This window comes from Clostridium thermopalmarium DSM 5974 (assembly GCF_002995795.1).
Classification (GTDB): Bacteria; Bacillota; Clostridia; order Clostridiales; family Clostridiaceae; genus Clostridium_H; species Clostridium_H thermopalmarium.
In genome coordinates this window covers 1-24,973 of the sequence record NZ_PVXN01000061.1, presented here as the reverse complement: position 1 = coordinate 24,973, position 24,973 = coordinate 1, and the positions used below count along the sequence as shown (strand labels likewise).

At 31.0% G+C, this 24,973-nt stretch carries 28 protein-coding genes; 23 read left to right on the top strand and 5 right to left on the bottom strand.

What is annotated here, in order from left to right; all coding sequences use genetic code 11:
- The first annotated feature begins 173 nt into the window (after positions 1 to 173).
- The 3 genes from CPAL_RS12120 (at position 174) to CPAL_RS12110 (ending at position 2,368) form a co-directional block, all read left to right on the top strand.
- Entirely contained in the window at positions 174 to 746 is a 573-nt protein-coding gene (locus CPAL_RS12120) for a hypothetical protein (protein WP_106024724.1), read from the top strand.
- Between the two features lie 119 nt (positions 747 to 865).
- Complete coding sequence (locus CPAL_RS12115) at positions 866 to 1,462, top strand: hypothetical protein (RefSeq protein ID WP_106024723.1); 597 nt, start codon at positions 866 to 868, stop codon at positions 1,460 to 1,462.
- 303 nt (positions 1,463 to 1,765) lie between these two features.
- Complete coding sequence (locus CPAL_RS12110; protein ID WP_106024722.1) at positions 1,766 to 2,368, top strand: recombinase family protein; 603 nt, start codon at positions 1,766 to 1,768, stop codon at positions 2,366 to 2,368.
- Between the two features lie 877 nt (positions 2,369 to 3,245).
- Here the strand turns inward: CPAL_RS12110 and CPAL_RS12100 are convergent.
- Positions 3,246 to 5,063 (bottom strand): urease accessory protein UreH domain-containing protein, encoded by a 1,818-nt coding sequence (locus tag CPAL_RS12100; RefSeq protein ID WP_106024720.1) that lies wholly within the window; start codon positions 5,061 to 5,063, stop codon positions 3,246 to 3,248.
- Between the two features lie 199 nt (positions 5,064 to 5,262).
- Between CPAL_RS12100 and CPAL_RS12095 the strand changes: the two genes are divergently transcribed.
- The 11 genes from CPAL_RS12095 to CPAL_RS12055 all read left to right on the top strand — a co-directional run bounded on the left by CPAL_RS12095 (position 5,263) and on the right by CPAL_RS12055 (position 14,241).
- Positions 5,263 to 6,318, top strand: coding sequence for a DMT family transporter (locus CPAL_RS12095; protein ID WP_106024719.1), 1,056 nt, complete (start codon positions 5,263 to 5,265; stop codon positions 6,316 to 6,318).
- A gap of 256 nt (positions 6,319 to 6,574) precedes the next feature.
- A complete protein-coding gene (locus tag CPAL_RS12090) occupies positions 6,575 to 7,264 on the top strand; it encodes a response regulator transcription factor (protein WP_106024718.1) in 690 nt (229 codons plus the stop codon).
- Positions 7,265 to 8,641 (top strand): sensor histidine kinase, encoded by a 1,377-nt coding sequence (locus CPAL_RS12085; RefSeq protein WP_106024717.1) that lies wholly within the window; start codon positions 7,265 to 7,267, stop codon positions 8,639 to 8,641.
- A 62-nt stretch (positions 8,642 to 8,703) separates the two neighbouring features.
- Positions 8,704 to 9,534, top strand: coding sequence for a prolipoprotein diacylglyceryl transferase (gene lgt, locus CPAL_RS12080; RefSeq protein WP_106024716.1), 831 nt, complete (start codon positions 8,704 to 8,706; stop codon positions 9,532 to 9,534).
- A gap of 239 nt (positions 9,535 to 9,773) precedes the next feature.
- Positions 9,774 to 10,040 carry a metal-sensing transcriptional repressor gene (locus CPAL_RS12075; protein WP_106024715.1) on the top strand — a complete coding sequence of 89 codons (267 nt, stop codon included), beginning with the start codon at positions 9,774 to 9,776 and terminating at the stop codon, positions 10,038 to 10,040.
- Between the two features lie 21 nt (positions 10,041 to 10,061).
- On the top strand, positions 10,062 to 10,217 hold the full coding sequence (locus CPAL_RS13960) for an LDCC motif putative metal-binding protein (RefSeq protein ID WP_165815390.1): 156 nt from the start codon (positions 10,062 to 10,064) through the stop codon (positions 10,215 to 10,217).
- 104 nt (positions 10,218 to 10,321) lie between these two features.
- Positions 10,322 to 10,477 (top strand): LDCC motif putative metal-binding protein, encoded by a 156-nt coding sequence (locus tag CPAL_RS13955; protein WP_165815391.1) that lies wholly within the window; start codon positions 10,322 to 10,324, stop codon positions 10,475 to 10,477.
- Positions 10,478 to 10,496: 19 nt separating this feature from the next.
- Positions 10,497 to 12,743 (top strand): heavy metal translocating P-type ATPase, encoded by a 2,247-nt coding sequence (locus CPAL_RS12070; RefSeq protein WP_423237160.1) that lies wholly within the window; start codon positions 10,497 to 10,499, stop codon positions 12,741 to 12,743.
- Between the two features lie 66 nt (positions 12,744 to 12,809).
- Positions 12,810 to 13,025: a heavy-metal-associated domain-containing protein gene (locus tag CPAL_RS12065; RefSeq protein WP_106024714.1), complete on the top strand. Its 216-nt coding sequence runs from the start codon at positions 12,810 to 12,812 to the stop codon at positions 13,023 to 13,025.
- Between the two features lie 57 nt (positions 13,026 to 13,082).
- Positions 13,083 to 13,508 (top strand): SoxR reducing system RseC family protein, encoded by a 426-nt coding sequence (locus tag CPAL_RS12060; RefSeq protein WP_106024713.1) that lies wholly within the window; start codon positions 13,083 to 13,085, stop codon positions 13,506 to 13,508.
- Positions 13,509 to 13,749: 241 nt separating this feature from the next.
- Complete coding sequence (locus tag CPAL_RS12055; RefSeq protein ID WP_106024712.1) at positions 13,750 to 14,241, top strand: DUF2691 family protein; 492 nt, start codon at positions 13,750 to 13,752, stop codon at positions 14,239 to 14,241.
- Between the two features lie 178 nt (positions 14,242 to 14,419).
- On the opposite strand, the gene CPAL_RS13950 is transcribed toward CPAL_RS12055, so the two are convergent.
- Positions 14,420 to 14,566, bottom strand: coding sequence for a hypothetical protein (locus CPAL_RS13950; RefSeq protein ID WP_165815392.1), 147 nt, complete (start codon positions 14,564 to 14,566; stop codon positions 14,420 to 14,422).
- 202 nt (positions 14,567 to 14,768) lie between these two features.
- Between CPAL_RS13950 and CPAL_RS14040 the strand changes: the two genes are divergently transcribed.
- The 9 genes from CPAL_RS14040 to CPAL_RS12015 all read left to right on the top strand — a co-directional run bounded on the left by CPAL_RS14040 (position 14,769) and on the right by CPAL_RS12015 (position 21,562).
- Complete coding sequence (locus CPAL_RS14040) at positions 14,769 to 15,191, top strand: multicopper oxidase domain-containing protein (RefSeq protein ID WP_207654941.1); 423 nt, start codon at positions 14,769 to 14,771, stop codon at positions 15,189 to 15,191.
- A 33-nt stretch (positions 15,192 to 15,224) separates the two neighbouring features.
- On the top strand, positions 15,225 to 15,656 hold the full coding sequence (locus CPAL_RS14035) for a multicopper oxidase domain-containing protein (protein ID WP_207654940.1): 432 nt from the start codon (positions 15,225 to 15,227) through the stop codon (positions 15,654 to 15,656).
- A gap of 146 nt (positions 15,657 to 15,802) precedes the next feature.
- Entirely contained in the window at positions 15,803 to 16,270 is a 468-nt protein-coding gene (locus CPAL_RS12045; RefSeq protein WP_106024711.1) for a hypothetical protein, read from the top strand.
- 484 nt (positions 16,271 to 16,754) lie between these two features.
- On the top strand, positions 16,755 to 19,070 hold the full coding sequence (locus tag CPAL_RS12040; protein WP_106024710.1) for a spermine/spermidine synthase domain-containing protein: 2,316 nt from the start codon (positions 16,755 to 16,757) through the stop codon (positions 19,068 to 19,070).
- A 135-nt stretch (positions 19,071 to 19,205) separates the two neighbouring features.
- Positions 19,206 to 19,436 carry a heavy-metal-associated domain-containing protein gene (locus CPAL_RS12035; RefSeq protein ID WP_106024709.1) on the top strand — a complete coding sequence of 77 codons (231 nt, stop codon included), beginning with the start codon at positions 19,206 to 19,208 and terminating at the stop codon, positions 19,434 to 19,436.
- 58 nt (positions 19,437 to 19,494) lie between these two features.
- Positions 19,495 to 19,851 carry a YHS domain-containing protein gene (locus tag CPAL_RS12030; RefSeq protein ID WP_207654939.1) on the top strand — a complete coding sequence of 119 codons (357 nt, stop codon included), beginning with the start codon at positions 19,495 to 19,497 and terminating at the stop codon, positions 19,849 to 19,851.
- Positions 19,852 to 19,887: 36 nt separating this feature from the next.
- The gene (locus tag CPAL_RS12025) at positions 19,888 to 20,910 is read left to right on the top strand and encodes a cytochrome D1 domain-containing protein (RefSeq protein WP_106024708.1); all 1,023 of its coding nucleotides are present in this window, start codon (positions 19,888 to 19,890) and stop codon (positions 20,908 to 20,910) included.
- A 40-nt stretch (positions 20,911 to 20,950) separates the two neighbouring features.
- Entirely contained in the window at positions 20,951 to 21,148 is a 198-nt protein-coding gene (locus CPAL_RS12020) for a hypothetical protein (protein ID WP_106024707.1), read from the top strand.
- A gap of 15 nt (positions 21,149 to 21,163) precedes the next feature.
- On the top strand, positions 21,164 to 21,562 hold the full coding sequence (locus CPAL_RS12015; RefSeq protein ID WP_106024706.1) for a hypothetical protein: 399 nt from the start codon (positions 21,164 to 21,166) through the stop codon (positions 21,560 to 21,562).
- 90 nt (positions 21,563 to 21,652) lie between these two features.
- Here CPAL_RS12015 and CPAL_RS12010 read toward each other — a convergent pair whose 3' ends face one another.
- The 3 genes from CPAL_RS12010 to CPAL_RS14275 all read right to left on the bottom strand — a co-directional run bounded on the left by CPAL_RS12010 (position 21,653) and on the right by CPAL_RS14275 (position 24,883).
- Positions 21,653 to 22,687, bottom strand: coding sequence for a cell wall-binding repeat-containing protein (locus CPAL_RS12010; RefSeq protein WP_106024705.1), 1,035 nt, complete (start codon positions 22,685 to 22,687; stop codon positions 21,653 to 21,655).
- Positions 22,688 to 22,991: 304 nt separating this feature from the next.
- Positions 22,992 to 24,689 (bottom strand): methyl-accepting chemotaxis protein, encoded by a 1,698-nt coding sequence (locus tag CPAL_RS12005; RefSeq protein WP_106024704.1) that lies wholly within the window; start codon positions 24,687 to 24,689, stop codon positions 22,992 to 22,994.
- A 41-nt stretch (positions 24,690 to 24,730) separates the two neighbouring features.
- The gene (locus CPAL_RS14275) at positions 24,731 to 24,883 is read right to left on the bottom strand and encodes a Spo0E family sporulation regulatory protein-aspartic acid phosphatase (RefSeq protein WP_165815393.1); all 153 of its coding nucleotides are present in this window, start codon (positions 24,881 to 24,883) and stop codon (positions 24,731 to 24,733) included.
- Positions 24,884 to 24,973: the final 90 nt, after the last annotated feature.

The window sequence follows — 24,973 nt, the reverse complement described above, 5'->3', positions numbered from 1 at the left end:
TCTACAATTGTCTTTCTAAATTCTTCTGTATAATACTTTTGCCCTTTTGCCATTGTAGACACTTCCTTCCCTTTTTATATTTTAAGGTGTTCGGCTTTTTGTGTCTACACTAATATACTAACACCATAACACTATATACGCAAAGTAAAGATAATGAGGCATATAAAGTTGTAATGGAAGACCCATGGGACTCATTATGTAATAATTTTTTACCAGAATATGTTGTAGAAAGAGCAGATTCAAAGGCGGGAAACGCAGGTACATCTGTATTAATTGAGGATTATATAATTGATAATCCAGAAAAGTATTTTAACTTTGAAATTATAAAAGATTATGTTTTATGGTTTACTGCAGCTGGAAGTTTTAAAACATACTTTGCAAACTATATGGAATTACATAAATATATAAATAATATGCAAATAGCACCAAGAATTTTTATTGAGGATAAAATTGTAGATATGAAAGAAGAAATTGCAGGCGTACATCAATTTTATCCTCCGCAAGAGAATCCGAAAGAAGACTGTGGAGAGCAAGTGTATAAGAAGTCAGTAAATTATTGTAGACATTTCGGGCCATACCATAGAGCTACCAATATTGATGGAGAATATGTATCAGTTCAAGTATATGGAACTATATCTGGTGTAAACTGTAGAAAAGAGATTGCGAAATTAAGACAAGGAGAAACATTAAAATCAAGATTTGGAATTTATCTAGCTAAAGACTTTATTCCTTTTACAAAAAAATAAACTTAATTACTGATCCTAATTTCCATCATTATCATCTTTTAATTAATTCTCAAGTATTTGAATTAACAGCAGATAGAAATAATTTATCTAATATAAATGCACCAAAGGTTAAGTGGGTTTTGAATGAAGCAAAGAAAATAATATTAGAAAATATAGTACCACTAGCTAATGAAGGTTACTTTAAGCTAAGAGAAATGGAAGAATTACAATATGAAATTAGAGAAAAACGTAGAAAAATCATCAAGCGAATGGATGGATTTAATGAGTTATTTGATTTATCCATGAGTGAGATTCCCATTGTTAAAAGACCAGATAACGAGTCGCAGGTTGCTTTACTATTTGCTACAATTATATCAAATGAAAAGTTAAAGCATTTAATAAAAGGCATAGATAAGATTGGTCATTATTCGCATCAGGATACTACAGATATGATATGTCTAGATTACGATAGTAATATAGTTTTAGTAGAAGTAGAATATAAATTAAGTAATTTATTTAAACATGATCATCCATATGAAACCTTTAATTATGTCATATGCTGGTCAGTTGATTTAGAAATTAATGAAAAGAAAACCTTGGGAGATGGTAATACCTTATGCTTAATAAAAGAGGATGAAGAATGGTTTTTAAAATATGGGGCTAGGAAGTTAATTCCTATAATAGAATTAAAAAGTATACTAAACAAGCTAAATAATACAAATAAAGTTAGCACGTAGAATCAGTACATAAATATAAAAGTTAAAGACTTCTCTATATATAAATCATGATTATATTAAATATATAACTCTATCGAATTTTGGTAAAGTGATATGAACGGGATAAATAGTTTATATCATTTTTTCTTTTAAGTTTAGTCTTAAAAGGTACACCTTTATACACTGTAATATTTTTATATTATTTTAGTCTATAAAGGTTATGAAAAGCATTTAAGAACGTATAAAAATAAATGGTGACCTTTACGTACTGTTGCGATATGATTAATATGTATTACATTGAATAAAAGGAGGTAGTAACCAATTATGCAGAAAGTTTTTGCCTATATTAGGGTAAGCAGTTCAGATCAAAATATTGATAGGCAGTTCAAAGAAATGGTGGATATAGGGATTAATGAACGTGATATATATATTGACAAACAAAGCGGCAAGGATTTTGACAGACCTCAATATAAAGCACTAAAAACAGTTTTAAGAACTGGTGATATAGTATACATAAAATCAATAGATAGATTTGGAAGAAACTCGAGAGAAATCAAAAGGGAATGGGAGGATATTACTCAAGAAATTGGGGCAGATATTAAAGTATTAGACATGCCTTTATTAGATACAACTCAATATAAAGATTTAATAGGAAACTTTGTTTCTAATCTAGTTTTAGAGGTGCTTTCTTTTGTCGCTGAACAAGAAAGAGCAAATATCAAGCAAAGACAGCAAGAAGGTATAAAAATTGCTAAGGCAAAAGGAAAACATTTAGGTAGACCTAAGGCAGAACTTCCTGACCAGTGGGAACAAGTCTATAAGGAATGGAAATCAAAGAATATCACAGCAATAAAAGCTATGGAAAAGCTTAATTTAAGCAAGAGTACTTTTTACAAACTTGCTAAGCAATATGAGCACATATCTTAATATTTGCATAATTAATTATAATAACACTAACACGGAGGATATTTTATTATGTTAGGAGATATAATTAATGCTCCAATTATGTTTACTTAAAGATATCAACTGCCATTTATAACTTTAAATGAAATATTAAGACTTGATCCAACTGGTGAAAGTGTACCTGCAAAAGTGTTAATTTAAGAATTTCATAGCTAATAATCAAATTAAAAATTATTATATTTTAGGCTCTACTAGAACTGTAAGTGAAAATGTCGAAGTTGAAATTAGAAATATGATTAGTGGCAGTGTGGAAAGAGTTAGTGGTACTGACCCATATTCTATTTCAGTTAACTTTGAAAATATGAAAGTTCAGTGGATATGTTTGAATGGAAACACAATAAAAAAGATGGTTGGGCATTTTCCTTCAGCGGATTTAAAAATGATATCATATTATATGAGGAGTTTTATTTGCACACTTAGGAAAACATACTCCACTGCTAAAAATAGATGAAAAAGATTACCAGATGTAGTTAGGAACTATGTAATAAGTCTTAATCCTCATAAGCTTATGCATGATATGCCACCATATATCCATTCTTATATTTTAGGAAGTTTAAATGACATAACATTTAATATCCAAGTAGAAATTGAAAAAATAATAGATATAAAGTCAAAAATGGAACACTAAATATGTAAAGAAATTTTATGAGTATTTATTAGTTAAATCAAGTTTAATAAAATCAAATATTTGTAAAGATCATTAATAACCCATTTGCCACCGAAATTTTTTCGGTGGCAAATTATCTTCAATTCTAATCTAATAAATTAAAAACCGAAAACTTAAACAAAAGAAAAGAGAAGAATGATACTATAATCATATACTTCTCTCTTTCTATGCAATTTATTTAATATATTTATCTCGTACCTGTTCTACATCGGTAGTCTCTAAATTATCAACTACTTCAATTATTCCAAGGATAAAATCATCTTTAATAATAGCATAACCACCAGCTTTGCTAGGGCTGAACTCTACTTCATTTATACCTTTCACCCCAGTGAAGGAAGCAACTTCATCACCTGTGGTTCCGTCTATTATGATGTATTCACCTTCAACATTATCGAAAGCACTTAAATCAAAGGTGAGTTTTGTTTTTGTACTGCTACCTGTAACTACTATTAGAGGCTGCAGCTCATAACCAATACCCTTGAATTTTGCACTTTGATATTCTTCTGAAACTTCTGCTTTTCCTACTAAAGCTGCTGTTGGAGCTTTAGTTATGTCCTCGCCGTAGATACTAGGAGGATATTCAGTACCATCATCTATAGGAGTAGCACAGCAGCTAGGTCCAGTACTTGCTGGCGGTAGCGATGGGTCAGCCTTTGATGTATCCACAGAGTCAAGATTATCAACAACCTTTACTACACCTCTTATCATACCCATCCAACAACTAAAGTTGATATCCTTAGCCTCATCAGGAGTAAATTCTATAACATTTTCACCACGTTTTATTTTTATTTCACGGTCTAAATCAGGGATAACAATAGCATTATTACAAGAATTAAGTTCTGTTCCGTCAATAATCCATTTTACAGGTATTCCCTTTTGGACATAAAATGCATTTGGAGTATAGCCATTATTGTTAGCAGTCATGTTAATAACCTGAACCCCATCTTGAATAACAGCTTTAGCCACATTAGCTCCACCTACACCTGAAGAGTTACCCCCAATTAAACCTCTAACAGTACTAGCAAGTGCTGTTACAGGATTAATATTAATTCCAAATAGAGCGAATCCTCTATTTCCCATGATGAAACCAAGAGTTATAATAAGCACCCCACTAAATTTAAGAATTTTCTTTGTGTAACCTTTACTTAAAATTCCTGATATCGCACCGAAGGTTAGCATTAATGGGACTGTTCCTATGGCAAAGACAAACATGGATGCGGCACCCTTTACAGCACTTCCTGTACCAAGAGCAAAAAGCTGCATAGTTTGAAGAGGGCCACAAGGCATAAGACCATTTAATAGCCCTACAATAAAAGGAGAACCAGATTTATTCTTAGCCTTACAAAGACCATGAGGCAGCTTAATATTAAACTTTCTAAAGATACTAAAGCCAGCCATATTAAAGCCCATCATGATCATAAATAAACCAGCGATTATTTGCATCATTGCTTTTGTGGTAATTGTAAGTGCGAATACTGAACCAAGAGCACCAATTAATCCACCTAGAATTGTATAAGCTATAACTCTTCCTAAGTTATACAATAGCGCTGGTTTAATTGCTTGAAATTTGTTAGTGTCTACCTTTGATATGCTTTGGGAGAGCATAATTCCTCCGCACATACCAACGCAGTGAATTGAAGTGAGGATACCCACAAGAAATAGAACAGCATAAGAAGCATTAGTAAGCTTTGCTTCCATGTCAAAGCCGCTGGTGTTAAAACCAAGCAATGCTACAATAGCTACTATAATAAGAATTCCCATAAACCTATAATCCTTAGAACTTTCTGTAGCATATCCGGCCTTTTTAATAGCGTCTTTAATTTCTTTTACATTACATAGTTCATCATCAAATTCAACTTCTGCAAATTGACCGCTGTAACTAGCTTTTACATTTGTTACTCCTTGAATTTTTGTAACAGCTTTTTCAACTCGATTCTCACAGGATGTACATGTCATATCGTACACCTTAAATTGCTCTCTCCTAATACTCATAAAATCCTCCTAATTGATACCTAATGGGTAGAGTCAAAATTTAACTATTTTTTCCAGACAATACTTTTGATTAATTATACAAAATAAATATGTTGATTTTATGAAGATGGAAGTTTAAAATTTCTTCTAAGGCTATAATAATATGTAACTAGAAGCTTATGCTGTGAGGTTAGAAAATAAGAGATAAGGAGGATGAAAAATGGAACATAATAGAAATTATATTGCAGTTGGGCAAGCTATACTGGCCGCAGCATTATTTGGGATGAGTGCACCTTTTTCAAAGATGTTACTGGTAAGAATACCTCCACTCTTACTCTCTGCACTTTTGTATTTAGGTGCAGGCATTGGGATGTTAATTGTGTATAGTATAAAAAAGATTTCTAATGTAGAGAGAGTTGAGGCCAGACTAGCAAAGGGGGAATTACCTTTTATTATACTTATGGTTTTGCTGGACATAGCAGCACCTATATCTTTAATGCTTGGACTTACCAAAACAACTTCTTCAACTGCATCCTTATTGAACAACTTTGAGATTGTTGCAACATCAATTATTGCACTTTCAGTATTCAGAGAGGCTATTGGTAAGCGCTTATGGTTTTCTATAACACTTATTACTTTGTCCAGCAGCATACTTTCTATAGATGATTTTACGAATTTCTCCTTTTCATTAGGGGCTATTTTTGTGCTGCTTGCTTGCACCTTTTGGGGGCTTGAAAATAATTGCACAAAAAAGCTTTCATTGAAAGACCCTTTGCAGGTTGTAATTATTAAGGGCTTTGGTTCAGGAATAGGTGCTTTAATTATTGCTGTATTGGCAAGAGAAATGTTATGGGATACTGTATATATAATATTATCTTTATTGCTTGGCTTCCTGGCTTATGGACTTAGTATATTTTTTTACGTTAGTGCCCAAAGACATTTAGGAGCAGCTAGAACTAGTGCTTATTATGCAGTTGGACCTTTTATTGGTGTAGGAATATCATTCATAATCTTTTCTGAGCTTATAACTATTTATTTTATAATAGCCTCAATTATTATGATTATAGGTACTTATTTTGCTGTTGTAGAAAAACATTCTCATGAGCATATACATAGATCTATTGAACATGAGCATAGACATAATCATTCAGATGGACATCATAATCATACTCACTCATTCACAGTTGGAGGCGAACACTCTCATACACATATTCATGATGAAATAGTTCATGCACATGAGCATACACCTGATATACATCATTCACATTTTCATTAAACAAATATACGCTTGCTTGCTCTATAAAAATAGAAATTTTATTAGTGTAACATGATAGAGATACCCTATAGAGTAGAATCTTTTAACGGTTTACTTTATAGGGTGTATTTTATGTCTGGAGCAGGATTCCTATATTTAAAAAAGCTTTATAAACTTTCATCAAGTTGCGACAAATCTTCATAAAATCTTTAAAAAAATTTGATATAGTAGTAAATATAATTTAGTACAGAATATACTCAATAAGAGGTGGATTTATATGAATAACATTTTAATTATTGAAGATGAAGAAAAGGTTTCTGAGGTTCTAAAAGCTTATCTAGAAAAAGAAGGATATAAAGTTTATTGTACTACTAGAGGATTAAAGGGTGTTGAAATATTTAAAACTATGGATATCAAATTGGTAATTCTTGATTTAATGCTGCCAGATATAAGTGGAGAAGAAATATGCAAAATAATAAGGCAAAGTTCTGATGTATATATTTTTATGCTAACAGCAAAAGGTGCTTTAGAAGACAGAATAGAGGGGCTAAATATTGGTGCGGATGAATATTTAATTAAGCCCTTTAGCCCTAGAGAACTAACAGCCAGGGTTAATGCTTTGTTTAGAAGAATAAGTACAGGAAATAGTAAATCATCAAATTATATCTTTAATGATGGAAGATTATATGTTGATTATAACAAAAGATTAGTAAAAATTGATGGAAAAGAGGTAGCCCTTACCCCAAATGAATTTGATATATTGCGTGTCCTTATTCTAAACAAAGGAAATGTTTTATCAAGAGAGCAGCTTATAGATAAGGTATTTGGTATTGATTTTGATGGATATGATAGAACTATTGATGTTTATATAAAAAATATTCGTAAGAAGATAGAAGAAGATACTAGAAATCCTAAATATATTATTACCGTTACTAAAGTAGGCTACAAGTTTGGTGGTGATAATTAAATGCAAACTATTAGAAAAAGACTGAGTATTTTATTTGTAGTTTGTTCGATTATTGCTATATTGCTTATTACGTTTTTTGTGAATTTAACTATTAATAGTAAGTTTAATAAGTACATGGTAGATACTCAGAACAAAAGGTATGAGAGGATAGTATCCTATCTAGTAGAAGTCTATAAGAGAGAAGGAAAATTGAGCAAAGATTCTGGTATAGAATTAATGCATGAAGCCTACATGGGAAATTACTGCTTAACTCTATTTGATAGTGATAATAATGTTATATGGGGAATGGATCCAAATGATGTAAGAAATAGACTTAACCTTAGTGAAATGAATGTAAAGAATGAAGGGGTGTATACTAAAAAGAAGTTTGAAATTAAGTCTGATAATAAAATTGTTGGATACGTAGAGATTGGCCAGTATTCTCCTATATTATTGACTGAAGAGGATATAAACTTCAAGGCATCTATAAATAAAAGCATAATCCTCAGCGGAATATTAACACTGATTATCATAATAGCCGTTAGTCTTTATTTTTCTAAGCAATTTTCCATGCCAATAAAAGAGGTGGCAAATATGTCTGTACACTTATCTAAGGGGGAATTTGATATAAAATCAGATATAAATAGTAATATTGAAGAATTAGAAGATTTAAGAAACAGTGCTAATATACTAGCTGAAAAATTAAAATACCAAGATGCTTTAAGAAGACGGTTGGTTTCTGATATTTCTCACGAAATAAGAACACCATTAAATGTGCTGCAAAATAATTTAGAAGCAATGATAGATGGTATCCTCCCTATTACAACTGAAAGAATGAATCATCTTAATGAGGAGGTAATTAGATTTGGAAAGCTGTTAAACAACTTAAATATTTTAAAGGAATTTGAAGTGGAAAGTATGAAGCTTATCTTTAAAACTATATTTTTAGATGAATTGATTAGGGATGTATGCAAGGATTTTTATATGGCTGCAGAAGAGAAAGGCATTAAAATAGATTGTTATATAGAGCCAGATAGAGATTATAGGATAAATGGAGATAGGGATAAATTGAAACAGGTATTTATAAACTTGATGTCTAATGCGATTAAATTCACTAAAGAAAAAGGACATGTTTGGGTTAATGTGTATGATAATAATAAAAATATCATCGTGGAAGTGAAGGACAATGGTATAGGGATTAAGGAAGAAGACTTACCATTTATATTTGAACGACTTTATAGAGGGGACAAAAGTAGGCATGAAATTGAAGGAAGTGGTATAGGTTTGACCATTGTTAAGAATACATTGCAGCTACACTCAGCGATCATAGAGGTAGAAAGTGAGGAAGGAGAAGGTTCTACTTTTAGAGTGTATTTTAATAAATTTACTTATTCTTAATAAATACAAAAAAGTAATTGGAGATTATTTACAATATAATTTAATTTTATGGAGGTATAAACATGAAAGAGCTATTTAGTTTTGGACCAATTCATATATACTTTTTTGGGTTAATGATAGCAATAGGTATAATTGCAGGAGGTGCATTTGCAATTAAACAAGGAAAAAAAAGAGGAATCGATGAAGATTCAATATTAAACCTAATTATTTTAGTAGTAATTTCAGGGATAGTAGGAGCTAGATTATTCTATATAGTATTTTATAATCCATCATTTTATTTTAGTAATCCATCAGAAATTATTAAAATAGATGAAGGTGGTCTTTCAATACACGGAGGTATTTTTGCAGCCATTATAGCAGGATATATATATTCAGTTAAGAGTAAATTATCCTTCTTCAAACTTGCTGATATTGCAGCTATGGCATTGCCCTTAGCGCAGGGTATTGGTAGAGTTGGTTGTGATGTCTTTGGAAAGCCTATGATAAATATTATGCCATGGGGAATTCTTAATAATGGACAAGTAGTACATCCAGCACAAGTATATGAATTTATCTTAGACTATATATTATTTGTATTTTTATGGAGAAGAAGCTTTAGAAAGAAGTTCGAAGGCGAATTATTTGTAATATATTTAGTAGCATTCCCTATAATAAGGGGCATAGTTGAATTCTTTAGGATAAATCCTGTAATATGGGGACCTTTTTCAATTTCTCATCTTCTAAGTTTAGTATTAATAATTATTGGATTGATTGCTTGCAAATTAATTCTTAATAAAAGTAAAGAAAAGATGGATACTATTATAAAGGACGAGGTTAAAACAAGTACTTTAATATTTTATTTATTTGCTTTAATATTAGTGTCATTATCTATATTTTATTTTGTACAAGGTTAATTATTTAAGTGGAGTAATTTAAAAGCAATATGAAGAAATACAAAAACTCCAAAGTTTTTTATTTCTTCATACAATCTTCATAATGTTTAGATATTATGTATTTAAAGAAAGAACTTTTTTTATTTAAATTTATCCCACCCCAGGGGAGGGAAGGGGAGGATGAATTTAATTACTTTTTAGAACAGAGAGTACTAACATATCATCGTAATAGTTCTATAGATATAGAAAGGAGGAACTGAATGAATCAAGAAAAAATAAATGCTTTAAAATTATTAAAGACATCTAAAGGGCAAATTGAAGGAATTATTAGGATGGTTGAAAAGGAAAGATATTGTGTTGATGTATCAAATCAGATTATTGCAGCACAGGCTCTTTTGAAAAAATCAAATATTTTAATTCTAAAGCAGCACATACATCACTGCGTAAAAGATGCTGTAGGTCAAGATAGCAGTGAAGAAAAATTAGAAGAGATAATAAATATTTTAGAAAAAGTTATCCAAAGATAATAATATGAGGAGGTATATACTATGAAAAATTTTATAAAAGAATATTTTAAGAAAAGCATAGAAAAAATGGCAAAAGAAAATGAGAAAGCCTTCGGCAATAATACTGGTAAACTAGATTGTTGCGCAATGAATAGAGCTAATCTTGCGGGCAATAAAGGTAATACTAAAAATAAGTAAAGAATAGCGATAGGGGTGGGCAAAAGGACATAAAAAAAGCAGATATGACATCTGGAGTCTGTGCAAATGCTATCAGAAAGTAATTATTTTGGGGGAGGTATACTATGAAGAATTTTATAAAAGAATATTTAAAAAAGAGTATAGAAAAAATGGCTAAGGAAAATGAAAAAGCCTTTGGTAATACTACTGGTAAGCTAGATTGTTGTGCAATGAACAGAGCAAATCTTGCAGGCAATAAAGGTAACACTCAAAATAAGTAAAGAAAGGGAGGTGTAAGATTTGGAAAAGAGTCTTAAAATAGAAGGAATGACTTGCGCTTCCTGTGCTAAAAACGTAGAAAGAGCTACTAGAAAGCTTGATGGTGTAACTGAATCAAGTGTAAATTTTGCAACAGAAAAATTAACTATAAGCTATGAATCATCAAAAGTAAAAGTTTCAGATATAAAGAAAGCTATTGAAAAGGCAGGATACAAGGCAGTCGAAGAGGAAACTTCAGTAGATACAGATAAAGAACGAAAAGAAAAAGAAATAAAGTCCTTATGGCGAAGATTTATAATATCAGCAATTTTTACAGTACCACTATTATATATGGCTATGGGACATATGTTTGGTGAAGCCCTTGGGATAAGCCTACCAGAAGTTATTGATCCAATGATGAATCCATGGAACTTTGCAATAACGCAATTGATATTAGTTTTACCACCTATGATTGTTGGTTATAAGTACTTTACAATAGGGTTTAAGTCATTATTTAGAGGAAGTCCTAATATGGATTCTTTAATTGCTATAGGTACTTCTGCAGCATTCATTTATGGAATATATGCTATAGTACAAATCTACGGAGGCAATGGGGAATATGCTAATGAATTATACTTTGAGACTGGGGGAGTAATTTTAACCCTTATCACATTAGGTAAGTATTTAGAGTCAGTAACAAAAGGAAAAACTTCTGAAGCAATAAAGAAACTTATGGGTCTTGCGCCTAAAACAGCAATAATAATAAGAGATGGTAAGGAAGTAGAAATATCAATAGACGAAGTTGAAGTTGGAGATGTTATTGTAGTTAAGCCAGGAGAAAAAATGCCAGTAGACGGTATAGTTTTAGAAGGAAATACTTCAGTTGATGAATCAATGCTTACTGGTGAAAGCATACCTGTAGAAAAAAATGCTGGAGATAATATTATCGGAGCAAGTATCAATAAAAATGGAACAATAAAATACAAAGCTACAAAGGTTGGAAAAGATACAGCCCTTGCCCAAATTATAAAATTAGTAGAGGATGCTCAAGGGTCTAAAGCCCCTATCGCAAAATTAGCAGATGTAATTTCAAGTTACTTTGTTCCAGTAGTAATAGCTTTATCAATTGTTTCAGCTCTAGCTTGGTATTTCCTTGGAGGTAAATCACCTATATTTGCTTTAACAATATTTATTTCTGTATTAGTAATTGCGTGTCCATGTGCACTAGGATTAGCAACTCCCACAGCAATTATGGTTGGTACAGGAAAGGGTGCAGAAAATGGAGTATTAATAAAAAGTGGTGTTGCATTAGAAACTACTCATAAAATAAAAACAATCGTATTTGATAAGACAGGTACAATAACAGAAGGAAAACCTAAGGTTACAGACATTGTAGTTGCAAATGGAATAAAAGAGGATGAACTGCTTCAATTAACTGCATCAGCTGAAAAGGGATCAGAACATCCACTTGGTGAAGCAATAGTAAAAGGTGCTGAAGAAAAGGAATTAAAATTTAAGAATCTTGACGCCTTTAAGGCAATACCTGGTCATGGAATTGAAGTAAGAATTGACGAAAAAGAAATTTTAGCTGGTAACAGAAAACTTATGGTAGAACGTAATATTTCATTAGAAAACTTAGAAGAAGCTTCTAATAAGCTTGCTGAAGAAGGAAAGACACCAATGTATGTAGCCATTGAAGGAAAGCTAGCAGGAATAATAGCAGTTGCGGATACTGTTAAAGAAAATAGCAAGAAGGCTATAGAACATCTTCATAAGATGGGTATAGAAGTTGCAATGATTACAGGTGATAACAAAAGAACTGCTGAAGCTATTGCAAAACAGGTTGGAATAGATAGAATTCTAGCTGAAGTTCTTCCTCAAGATAAGGCTAATGAAGTTAAAAAGCTTCAAGCAGAAGGCAAAAAAGTAGCAATGGTTGGCGATGGAATAAATGATGCTCCAGCTTTAGCGCAAGCAGACATTGGTATAGCAATAGGTTCAGGAACAGACGTAGCTATGGAATCGGCAGATATTGTGCTTATGAGAAGTGACTTAATGGATGTTCCAACTGCTATTCAGTTAAGCAAGAGCACTATAAGAAATATAAAACAAAATCTATTCTGGGCATTTGGATACAATACTTTAGGCATCCCAGTTGCAATGGGAGTTCTATATATCTTTGGAGGTCCATTACTGAATCCAATGATAGCTGCAGCAGCTATGAGTCTTAGTTCTGTATCAGTTTTAACTAACGCATTAAGGTTAAAAAGATTTAAGCCAGTTAAGTAGCGAGAATAAGTTTCTTATAGTTAGTTAATTTTAAATATTTAATATATAATTTTAGGAGGAATAAAAATGAAAAAGAAAATATTAATCGAAGGAATGAGCTGTGGACATTGCGTTAGTCATGTTAAAGAGGCATTAAGTGAACTTAACGGAGTAAATAGTGTAGATGTAAACTTAGATTCTAAAACTGCAATAATTGAAGCTTCTACAGATGTAAAGGATGAGGACATAAAGTTTGCTATAGATGATGCAGGATATGAAGTAGTAAGAATAGAAGAACTATAATTGTTAGTTCATCCTGTTAGAGGGTAAAACTTTAGTAAGGCTTTAGGAGTTGATCACATGATAAAGGAAGGATATATAACTTCCATTAATGGAGAATATGCTATGATGTCTTTTAAAAGACAAGGTGGCTGTGGTGATAGCTGTGCTAGTTGTAAGCTTGCTTGTGCATCAGCAGGTGTTACAACTGAAATAAGAAATACTCTTGGAGCAAAGGTAGGAGATAGAGTAAAGGTTGAAATGCATGAAAAGGCTTTTAATAAAATGCTTCTTTGGGTATATGCCTTTCCACTAGTTATGCTTCTTGCCGGAATAGGTCTTGGTTACAGGATATTTGGCACTCTTGGATATTCAAATACTGAGGTTTTAAGTTTGATATTAGGAGTAGCAGCTCTTGTAATTTCATATAGTGTTTTGCACCAAATTAGTAAAAAAACTGTTCAGAAACAAGAATATACTTTACAAATGACAACAGTAATTAAGTAAATCAAGCAGATCTTGTAGTCACATAGATTACGAGATCTGCTTGTTTCTTTATTTACTAAGATTAATATCTAATAAATTTATTAAGCTAAAAATTACATAATTTTATAGATCCTTCACAATTCCTCCATGATTAAGAAGTATACTTTTTATATAGAAAAAATAATTAAATAAAATAAATTAAAAAGTATGAAGTAAGTCGCAATCGTAAGATGACTTATCAATAAGGTTGGAGGCTAGGTAAATGAAAAATGTGGGAGTAAGGTTTGAAATTCCAAATGAATATGGAAATTATTTATCTAATATATTAGAATCTTTACCAGTCAAATGCTATCAGTGGTTGGTTGATGATGACGAGATATATCTATTGAAAAATAATCAATTTACAAATGAGTTCTTATTTAATGATGATAGAATAATATCTGGGGAAAAACTTTATGAAAGTTCTAAAAATAATACTTATTATATGATTTTTGTAACTTTAAGGGCTTTTTTTAAAGATGGAACTATTAAAGCAGTATCTAAGTATAAGGATTTTTTAGAAAGTGATTGCCAAATTATACTTTCAGTATATGACTGTTCCTATGTTGTGTTTTGGTGTAAAGATAGCGAATTAGTATCGAACATGTATGAGTATGCTCTATCAAAGGGTTATGAGTATGTTGAGTATATTGAAGATATAGAATTCGCTACTGATGATGCAGGGTATGAAGTAGAAGGAATAGAAGAAGTATAGTTAATAAATCATATGCTTCTTCTAGAAACAGAAATTCAGTAAAAAAATGATAAATATGAAATCCTTCTATATTATTTACTAATAGTGTATAGAAGGATTTATTAGATGGTAGCTTCTTAAGAATTTTGGAACTTTAAAAGTTCAGAACTTAAGAAGTTTTATTTTTATTTCTAAAAGTCTACATCATTGACATTGCAAAGCGACTACATTCTATTGCACAGTGAAGGCATATTCTTCCACACTCTTGTGAGTGAGGGTCAGGGAATTTTACCTTGTGATGAGCATGGTTACTTTTCATAAATTCATTATTTAAGTTTTTTGCCAATTTCATTGGCTCCTTAAAATATTTCTATGACAAAAAATTTAAATAATATTGTAGAATACTTTAAAATATAAAATAATAAAGAGAAGTCTACATGGAGAAACAGACTCCTCTTTATTATAAAATTAAGGATGAATTATTGATTAACTTGCTATACACATAATATACTAATAAAGTACAAATATTATTTTTGGGGGATTACTTAATGGTTATTACACCAGACCTTCCTAATCTTCCATACAAGGAGATAAAGAGAATTAAGTATTTTGAACTTGTAGCAGAAGAAGTAGAAAGAGAAATACTTCCAGGGCTATTTATTAAGGCTTGGGGTTACAGCGGAAGCACACCAGGACCCACTATCAAAGTTTATCCAGGAGATTATGTTAATTTTAGAGTGTATAATAAGCTGACTGAAGCGACAAGTGTCCATTGGCATGGTATGGATGTACCTAATGTTATGGATGGGGTACCAGATGTTCAGCCTTCACCTAAGATTGAACCCGGAGAATATTTTGACTATAGATTTAAGATGATTAATCCACCAGGAACTCATATGTACCATACTCATCATATTTCACATAAACAGCAGATGATGGGCTTAGAAGGAGGACTAATAATATTAGACTAGTATCATTTAAATGTAGATAGGGACTATTTTATTATGTTGCAGGAGTTTAAGGTAGATGGATTGCCAATGGGAGTAGTTAAGAAAGGAAAGTATGATATTGATCCACATGCTCATGACTTTAATTTCTTTACAATGAATGGAAGATGTTTTCCCTTCGTTACTCCATTGGAAGTAAACTGTGGGGATACGGTAAGAGTAAGATTAGGAAATGCTATGGAAAATGGTCATCCAATTCATATTCATGGTCATCAATTTTATGTATCAGCTTTGGATGGAAATATAATACGTCCATGTAATAGAATGAAAAAGAATACAATTTATGTAGCTTCAGGGGAAACTTCCGATGTAGAGTTTTTGGCTAATAATCCAGGGATATGGCCGTTTCATTGTCACATACCACATCATATGACTAATAATATGACAGATCCAACAGGAGGCATGTTTACGACTATTGTTTACAAGTAAGCCAATATAGTAGAGGTTTAAAGTTATTACTTAAAATAAGTCTGATAGATCAATATCAGGCTTATTTTTTGATGTCTTCATAATTCCTCCACAATTAAGAAGTATACTTTTTATATAGAAAAACTAACTAAAAGGAGAGATAAACTATGATTAAGAAAGTAATAGGAATAACAACAGCAGCAGTACTTACATTAGGGATAGCTTCATTTGCCTATGCAAATGAAAAAGATGATAAGGCAGTAAATCAACCTATAAAAACAGAAATTACTACAATAGCTAATCAGAGTAAGGATGACATATATGATGATATGCTAGATATTATGAAAAAGAATGGTTATAAAGATCTTGCGAAGGAGGTAGAAAAAGGTAACTATAAAGCTATGGATGATTTTATGAATAATATCACAGAAGAAGATTATCAAAAGATGGTTGATATAATGAAGGAAAGTGGCAATGAAAATATGGCTAGGATGATGGAAGGTATAGGAAGAGAAGAGATGATAGAAATGCATAAGTCTATGGGTGGAGCAGAATCTTGTCATGGCTCAAATGGAAGTGTTGGAAATACTAAAAGCAATAGAAGTTTTGATGGAATGATGAATAGAAGTTTATAGATGAGTAGCCCCCAAAGGCTACTCTCTGTTTATTTTTTCGTGATAATGCAGAGGTCATAGTATTTATTCAATCTACCCACCTTTTAACCCCTAAATCTTTTTCGAAATTGATATGACGAATATCCCAATAATTATTATTATAAAATACATGAATACTTTTAGGATTATAATAAATGACTTTTTTATTGCTCCAGGGAAAACTCCTCAGCATTTCTTCGAATTCCCTTACCTTATATTCAGTAAATGGGGTATAAAAGTAGAATAGAGTGCTTTCTACAGGAAGGTTTTGTGTAGTATCTCCTGGAATGATAGTGACATTATTTTTATTTGGGAATTGGGATGCTGCAGCTTTTGCAATATTTAGATCAAGCTCAAGACCATAGAGCTTATTATGTTAAGTAAATGTAGGTGCTTTCATAATTCCTCCATAATTTAAAGATATAATCTATACAAAGATTAAATTTAATTATAGGAGGTTAGGATTTTGATAAAGAATAATAAGAAAGAAAAAGAATCTAGCTTAAGTTGGGTGATGTATTTTTCAATATTTTTCACTACAATGTCGCTTTTTATATATGAAACATTGCTCACTAGATTATTCTCGGTTATTTTGAGTTATAATTTGGTTTTTATAGTAGTGTCTTTTGGAATTCTAGGAGGAGGACTAGGAGGTATATTAGCTTATAAAATATTGAATAAGAAAAAGGGTGCAGAAAAGATCTTAGTAGTTTCTACAGTATTACTTCCTATAAGTTTTCTTGCATCTATATCAATAATGTATTTTTTTCCTTTTACGCCAACCTTCTTGGCATACATTCCAGCTGCTATCTTTCCTTTTATTCTAGGGGGTATAATAACCTCTATAATGTTCAAGGAGAAGCCTAAGAGTAGTGGTAAGCTTTATCTTATGGACTTGCTTGGTTCTGCTATAGGTAGTTTACTAGTACTAAAACTAATGAATTCCTTTGGATTTGTAAAAAGCGTTATTGCAGTAATTATTTTTGCGGTAATTTCAGCTATAGCCATAAGTATGTTTTATAAAAAAAGACTATACTTGATCTTTGGCTCAGGATTACTACTAATAATGGGTTTCCTGCTAGTGAATAATAGCTTATTGGATGGTATAGGAAATAAGTTTTATGCTTATTATACAAGCCCTGCAACAGTAATAGAGTCCTTAAAAAGCTCAAATGAAAAAGCTGAAATTTCATTTTCAAAATGGGATGTTATATCTAGAACAGATGTTATTGATATTAAGGATAAAGATGAAAAGATTATAGTCACTGATGGTGGAGCATCTGCACCAATTGTAAAGTTTAATGGAGATTTAGAATCTGTGCAGCATTTAAAATCTGAGGTTAATTCTATTGCTTTTTCCTTTGGAAAAAACGAAAAATCTCTTGTTATAGGTTCAGGAGGAGGTAAGGATGTACTTTTTGCTCTGTTAGGTGGAAGTAAAAGAGTTGATGCAGTAGAAATAAATCCTTCAACAATAGAAGCTGTAGAAAAATTTAAAGAATTTAGTGGGGATGTATATAATTATCCAGGTGTTAATCTATATAATCAAGATGGAAGGTACTTTATAGAGAACAGCAAAGATAAGTATGACAACATATATTTATCAATGGTGATGACAAATTCTATAGAAAATACCATGTACTCCTTAGCAGAGTATTATATATTTACACAGGAAGCTTTAAATCAATATTTTGATCATTTATCAGAAGATGGAAAGTTAACTTTTATGCTTCATGATACAAAGGATCTTATGAAGGTAGTAAATACAGGAATTAAGGTATTGATGGATAGAGGAGTTCAAGAAAAAGATGTTACTAAGTACTTTGTAATAATAAATGGTATAACAAAATCAGAGGGTGCAGCTCATGGAAGCCAAGTAGCGATGCCTTTAGTAATATTTAAAAATGAATCTTTTAGTCAAGAGGAAATTAATTCAGTAGTAAGTGCAGCTAATATGCAAAATAGAGATATGATTCACTATACTGGATATGAAATAGAACCCTATAGGTCTCTAGCCACTGGAAAAATGAATTACAAACAGCTTATAGATAATATAGGCTTTAACTCTAAACCTATTAGTGATAATAGTCCATTTTTCTACAATAATTCAAAGTTTGTTCCAAGTGAAATGCTTTATATAATAGCTATGATTTTAGTTATTTTTTCATCGATAAAGAAAAAGTACATAACTAAGAGTGAGGAGAAAAAAGCATCTATATACTTTGCAACATTAGGAATAGGATTTATGCTAGTTGAAATTCCTATGGTACAAAAGATGGTATTGTATTTTGGAAGTTCATCTATTGCTTTTAGCTTTGTATTATTTAGCCTATTAGTTAGTAGTGGAATTGGAAGTTTTATAAGTGGAACTGATATAGTAAGGAAGCTAACTTCTAAATTGCCTTTATATATTTTAGCTGCAGGCATTATGATTATTATAAATCAATTAAATTTAAGCTATATCTTAAATATAACAAGGAATTGGAAGATGATATATAGATTCATTGTAGTATTCTTGAGTCTATTTCCAATGGGATTTTTTATGGGTATGCCATTTCCATCTGGAATTAGAAGAGTGGGAGGCATTGGAAATGAAGAGAGTATAGTGCCACTTATGTATGGTATAAATGGTATCTTTTCTGTACTTGGTTCCATATTAGCGATAGTTATTTCTATGAAATTTGGTTTCAATGTAACTATATATACTGGAGCTGCTATTTATATTCTACTTTTTATTTTAAATCCTTTAAAAATTTTTATAAATGAAGATTTTAATAAATAAAAATAATAACTACTGTTAGGGAGACCTTGTTAATTCAAGGTTTCTCTTTTATTTTTTAATTTTAGTGTTTTTCCATAATTCCTTCACAATTTAAAGATATAATTTTATTAAATAAGAAAGAAGGAAGGGATTTAAGTGAAGAAACATACAGTTAAATTTAAACAAGAAAATATACTCTGTCATAGATGTGTTATTAATGCAGCTAAAGCATTAAGCCAGATTAAAGGCGTTCTGGGATTCAATATTGATATTGATTCCAAAATAGTTCAGGTAATGTATATAGATAATAAAATATCAAAAGAAATAATAAAGGAGGTTATAAACGATTCTATTATCGGTAGAAAAACGAAATTGGTTTTACGCTAATAGTTAAATTGTTTTAATAATGTATAAAAATAAATAAAAATAAAAGGAGTGTTATGTTATGGAGTTTTTAGCTGAAAATTGGTTATATTTTGCTTCTGCAGGTTTGATGGCTTTAATAATGTTTAAAGGTGGCGGTTGTTGTGGTGGACATTCTCACGATACACAGTCACATGATGGAAGTTCTAAAGCTGGAGGTTGCTGTGGAGGAGGGAAGCATGGTAATCAAAGTAGTGAGAATCATGGACACGAGATAAATCAACAGTATAACGATAGATTAGATGCTGCAATAGATCCTATATGCGGAATGAGCGTAAACCCTGATACTGCAATAAAGCAAAAGATAGATGGTAAAACCTATTATTTTTGTAGTGAACACTGCAGAGCTAAATTTGTTAAGGGGAAAAAACTGATATAGTACTATAGAAATTTACTGAAATGAAGGAGAGTAGAAATGAATAAAAGATCTAAGATATTTACAATAATCGCTGCAATAGGTGTAATATCAGTTGGTGTAGGCATTGGGTACTCTAAAGGCAAATTAGGATTTGGGAAAAATAATACTTATTATGCATATGTTCCTAATGCTGCAGATGGGACTGTTTCTGTTATTGATACAAATAAACATGAAGTTATTAAAAATATAGATATAGGTGCTTCTGCATCCGATGGAATCGCAGTAAGTAAAGATGGAAGGTTTATTTATGCTGGTAATGGAGATGGTGGGAATATAGTTGTTGTGGATTCATCTACAGGTGAAAAAGTAAAAGAGATTAAAACAGGTAAAAATGTTCATGGAATAGATATAACTCCTGATGGTAAATATGTTTATGTTGCAAGTGGTGATTTAAAAGACGGAGAGCAATATAATTATGTTTCTATTATAGATACAAAGACAAATAGTATTGTTGGACAAATCACTTCAGATTGGAAAAGTCCTTCACATATAGATTTTAGTGAGGATGGTAAGTTTGCTTATGTTTCCAATGTAATTTCAAATGAAGTGGCAGTTGTGGACACAAATACAAGAGAAATTATAAAAAAGATTCCAGTAGGGAATATACCAAATGAAAATGAACCCTCAATTGATGGAAGTAAGCTTTATGTAGCTAATGTAGGGGATGGGACATTATCAGTAATTAATTTAAAAGACTATAATACTATCAATATAATAAAATCAGGCAAAGGAACCCATGGTATAGCAGTAACAAGAGATGATAAACAGGTGTGGGCAGCAAATTGGTCATCACAGGATGTATCAGTTATTGATACTGACACAAGCAAGGTAATAAAGACAATAAAATTAGGTGGTGTGCCTAATCATTTATCTATTGTACCTGACACTAATATTATGTATGTTTCTAACAAAGATTTAGAAGAAATTGAGGTAATAGATATGGATAGTTATGAAGTGATAAAAAAAATTCCTATTGGAGAAGAACCTCATGAGATAGACTTCGCCTTAATTAAAGATTAAACTTAAATGTATATTTAAGAGACATAAAGGAGTGAAATATGTGCACAGTAAAAAAGTAAGAAATATTACTTTTGTTTCACTGGTATTAATAATAGTAATTTTCGCAGGATTTAATTTATATAACAGACCGAAAGGTTTAGAGAGTAAAAGTAATGAACAAATAGATAATGAGGTATTGGTAACAGATGAATCAGTTAATATTAGTGAAACTACCAATGATGAAATAGGGGAGAGCTAATCGGTAGACAAAGAATTGGAACTTAGAGATAAGTTATCAAGATTCGATGGACAAGGTGCTGTGCAAATAAATGCAACCCTTGAAAATCCTATACAAGAAAATGAACAGTATATTGTTATCAAGGTTCAATTTAGTACACACTCGGTAAGTTTAGACGATTATGACTTTTCAAAAATTGCAAGTTTTAAAAGCAGTGAAGGAATTGAATTAAGTAAGGAAATTTTATGGGAAAAGATAGAAGGAGAGGGACACCACTATTTAGGAATTTATAAAGTTCCTAAAGAAATAAATGGTAAGCTTATTATTTCTAAAAATACAAGTACTATTGAACTAAACATTTCTAATTTAGATGATGTACCAAATAGAAGCTTTAAGTGGGATAAAGATGTTTTAAAGCTTATAGAAAATAAATAATTTATAATAGAAAAAAACATCCCTAAATTCAAGGACGTTTTTTTCTATTATGGTGAGTTATATTAATTTATATGTCTATACATTAATATTTTAATGTTCAATAGATATTAAACTTTCAATATCTATTTGGGTGTTATATGAAATTTGATTTAGACATCCTAGGATAAAACCATGCATAAATGGAGGACGAGGCATATCTTTTGGTGGTTTTGGTTTAATAGCTTGTAAATAATCTACAACAACAGAAGGTACAGAATTAGGTTTTATTAAAAGCAGAGGAGTGTGCTTGCCCATGTGGGCAAAGGTTGCTCCACCTATAATATCCATAGGATTATACAATGCTCCAAAGGTAAAGGCATGACCATCCCTATAGTTTCTTCCCCAGCCAAATTCTCCATCAGGGCTCTTATATTTTGAAAAGTTTACAGCAATTTCATAAGGGGTAGCACCATTAATTCTATCTATATGTTTCACATTTGGCAATTTGGATAAAGATTGTTCTACTGCTTTTGATATAGTGTTAATAGAACCTAATATATAGATATTAATATCATTCATTCCACGTATTGTTTCTAGTGTGTAATTTGGGATTTGATCTTTTTTTACATATAAAATTGGATCTCCATGATGAGCAGACCAATAAGCTGCTGGAATGCCTTCCGAAAAATTCTCACCAGAGACTATTAGTATATTTTTAAATTCTTTTCTAATACGAGGTATTATACAGGCGGTATCGTAATGATTCTTTCCTCTTATTTGCTCGGTTTTCAAGCCTACATAGTTAAGTTCAGAAGCTACATTATCAGAGATATTTCCAACTAAAAATACTTGGACACCTCTATATCCTTTAGGAGAAAGACGAAGAATTTCAGCTAAGGTTTCTCTGCTTAGCATACTTCTATCAGTAAATAAAATAGCAGCATCGATAGGAAAATGAACTAGAGAAGTTGCTGCAATACCATCAAAGACCTCTTGCCTATTTACAAGAATTATAGCATTAGGTTTCATATGGGTAAAAGTCATTCTTGATGCCTCTATAGCCAAATAGATAATATTATTAGCGCAAACTCGAGTGGTGTTCAGGGTTGAAGCACATCTAGCATAAGGGTTTATATTATAGTACATAAAAATACTCCTATCTGTATCATTTACTAACATTATATAAAAAGAGTTATTAAATGGTGCTCTACCAAATCTTTTATATAATATTTAATTCAAAAATATCTATATTATGGAATAAAACTATAGGGACTATATAGTATAAAAATTTAAGAATAAAACTTTAAGAATAAAACTTTTTAAGAATTTTGGAACTTAGGAAGGTTTATTAGATAATAAAACAATAATTTTTAAAAGCCTGCAACTAAGCTATTGCAGGCTTTTAAAATGATTTGGATAATTATAACTCAAGATATTAGTTTATAATTAACTAAATAACCTTGAAGTATTCTACCATAGAATTTAAGTTTTCAGTCATTGAAGAAAGTGTCTCCGATGTGGAAGATACCTCTTCAATGACAGCTGTCTGTTCTTCAATGTTAGCATTGATTTCTTCAGTGGCAGAGGAAAGGTTTTGTATGCTTAATACAATACCATCCATGTTTTGAGAGATATTAGCTGCTTGTTTAGCTTGCTCAACTGTCTGTGAAGAGATTTCCTCTATTTTTTCTATAAGGTTATTCATGTTATCTATAACTAGTTTAATTTGATCTTTGGCATACTTTGATACTGAAATACCTTCTTTTACTTTATCCTCTGTTAAGGAGATAGTATTTACTGCAACTTCAGTTTTAGATTGAATTTCCTTAATCATGTTTTCAATGCTATTGGTAGCGGAAGCACTTTCTTCAGCCAGTTTTCTTACTTCCTCTGCTACAACAGAAAAGCCCCTGCCATGTTCTCCAGCTCTTGCAGCTTCTATGGCTGCATTCAATGCTAACATATTCGTTTGATTTGCTATATTTGTAATCATGGAAGTTATATTTCCAATTTTATTTGATAAGACATTGAGTTCATCTATTATAAACTTAACTTCTGTAGTGGAGATTTGGATATCTGACATAGCTAAAGCAGCTGTATCTACTGACATTCTTCCTTTATCGGCATACTCTTTAAGAGTAAAGGAGCTAGTCTTTGTTTCATCTGCAAACACTGATACTGTATCTGAACTTGATGAAATAGCTTGTATACTTGTATTTATTTCTTCTACAGCAGAAACAATATCTTGTATATTGTGTGATGAGTTTGAAATTTTTTCTACTATTTCAGTTGAAGTTTTCGTAGTGTTTTCCATTGCTGATGCTAACTGTTCACTTCCTAATGCTACTTCACTAGAAGTCGATTTTATCTGGGTAACAATATCATTAAGTTTTATTCCTGTGTCGTTTAAGGCATTGATTAGTATACCTATTTCATCTGTAGCTTTTATCTTAAGACTATTTGTTAAGTTTCCATCAGCTAGGTTTTTAGCAAAATCAACACTTTTGTTTAGCGGCTTGATAATTGATGAGGATATAGTTACTGCTAATAAAATGCTAATAACAAGTGAAACAGCTGTAAATATGATAACCAAAGTTGTAACTCTCTTGTAAATAAACATACTGCTATCATATTCTTGTTTTGCTTCCTCAAGTTTATGTTCCGCTATCTCATCTATAGTTTTTTCTATTGATGCAAATTTTTCGGTGTTATCTTTAGAAATTGCATAAGCTTCTTGATTTTTTAAAGCTATACTTTTATTTATAGCTTCTAATTGCTGTTCCTTTACCTTATTTATACCTTCTAACAATAAATCAATTTGTTTCATATCACTTTCATGAGACATTTTTTTAAATTCATTAAGGCTTTCAATAATACCTTTTGAATAATATTCTTCTAAATGCATAGTATGTTCCTTTTTCTCATCGATAGTAGGTGATAAAAGAATATTTTTTTCTGTACGTTGAACTTTAGCTATGTAATATTGGGCATTCTTAATGTAATTAATTCCGTTTACCTGATCATGATACATCACTTTAACATTTTGATTTATTTGACTTAACTCAAATAAACTTATGGAACCTAGCAAGAACATAAAAAGCGTAGTAACACCAAAGGCTAAAAGTAGTTTTTTTCTAATGCTGTTCATTTAATTACCCCCATAATGTGTAAAATTATATAATAGTTGTATTAGTTTTGTTGATAATAGTTCACTATTAATGCATCCAAACTTTCACTTATTTTGATTATTTCTTTTGTTATAATACCTTTATTTGATTTAAGTTTAAGTTCAAGTACTTCTCTTTGTGGATTTATGTCAATATAGTAGACACAAAAACTCAAATTTTTATGCAGTTTTTCTTAAAGCATCTTCAAGCTGTTGAGGAGTCATATAACCGATACTGCTATGAAGCCTTTTTCTGTTGTACCAGG

What these genes read in the sequence shown, in the direction of transcription:
- CPAL_RS12120 (WP_106024724.1), top strand. Translation starts at nt 174, where the DNA reads ATGGAAGACCCATGGGACTCATTATGTAATAATTTTTTACCAGAATAT.
- CPAL_RS12110 (WP_106024722.1), top strand. Translation starts at nt 1,766, where the DNA reads ATGCAGAAAGTTTTTGCCTATATTAGGGTAAGCAGTTCAGATCAAAAT.
- CPAL_RS12100 (WP_106024720.1), bottom strand. Translation starts at nt 5,063, where the DNA reads ATGAGTATTAGGAGAGAGCAATTTAAGGTGTACGATATGACATGTACA.
- CPAL_RS12095 (WP_106024719.1), top strand. Translation starts at nt 5,263, where the DNA reads ATGGAACATAATAGAAATTATATTGCAGTTGGGCAAGCTATACTGGCC.
- CPAL_RS12090 (WP_106024718.1), top strand. Translation starts at nt 6,575, where the DNA reads ATGAATAACATTTTAATTATTGAAGATGAAGAAAAGGTTTCTGAGGTT.
- CPAL_RS12085 (WP_106024717.1), top strand. Translation starts at nt 7,265, where the DNA reads ATGCAAACTATTAGAAAAAGACTGAGTATTTTATTTGTAGTTTGTTCG.
- lgt (WP_106024716.1), top strand. Translation starts at nt 8,704, where the DNA reads ATGAAAGAGCTATTTAGTTTTGGACCAATTCATATATACTTTTTTGGG.
- CPAL_RS12075 (WP_106024715.1), top strand. Translation starts at nt 9,774, where the DNA reads ATGAATCAAGAAAAAATAAATGCTTTAAAATTATTAAAGACATCTAAA.
- CPAL_RS13960 (WP_165815390.1), top strand. Translation starts at nt 10,062, where the DNA reads ATGAAAAATTTTATAAAAGAATATTTTAAGAAAAGCATAGAAAAAATG.
- CPAL_RS13955 (WP_165815391.1), top strand. Translation starts at nt 10,322, where the DNA reads ATGAAGAATTTTATAAAAGAATATTTAAAAAAGAGTATAGAAAAAATG.
- CPAL_RS12065 (WP_106024714.1), top strand. Translation starts at nt 12,810, where the DNA reads ATGAAAAAGAAAATATTAATCGAAGGAATGAGCTGTGGACATTGCGTT.
- CPAL_RS12060 (WP_106024713.1), top strand. Translation starts at nt 13,083, where the DNA reads ATGATAAAGGAAGGATATATAACTTCCATTAATGGAGAATATGCTATG.
- CPAL_RS12055 (WP_106024712.1), top strand. Translation starts at nt 13,750, where the DNA reads ATGAAAAATGTGGGAGTAAGGTTTGAAATTCCAAATGAATATGGAAAT.
- CPAL_RS14040 (WP_207654941.1), top strand. Translation starts at nt 14,769, where the DNA reads ATGGTTATTACACCAGACCTTCCTAATCTTCCATACAAGGAGATAAAG.
- CPAL_RS14035 (WP_207654940.1), top strand. Translation starts at nt 15,225, where the DNA reads ATGTTGCAGGAGTTTAAGGTAGATGGATTGCCAATGGGAGTAGTTAAG.
- CPAL_RS12045 (WP_106024711.1), top strand. Translation starts at nt 15,803, where the DNA reads ATGATTAAGAAAGTAATAGGAATAACAACAGCAGCAGTACTTACATTA.
- CPAL_RS12030 (WP_207654939.1), top strand. Translation starts at nt 19,495, where the DNA reads ATGGAGTTTTTAGCTGAAAATTGGTTATATTTTGCTTCTGCAGGTTTG.
- CPAL_RS12025 (WP_106024708.1), top strand. Translation starts at nt 19,888, where the DNA reads ATGAATAAAAGATCTAAGATATTTACAATAATCGCTGCAATAGGTGTA.
- CPAL_RS12010 (WP_106024705.1), bottom strand. Translation starts at nt 22,687, where the DNA reads ATGTACTATAATATAAACCCTTATGCTAGATGTGCTTCAACCCTGAAC.
- CPAL_RS12005 (WP_106024704.1), bottom strand. Translation starts at nt 24,689, where the DNA reads ATGAACAGCATTAGAAAAAAACTACTTTTAGCCTTTGGTGTTACTACG.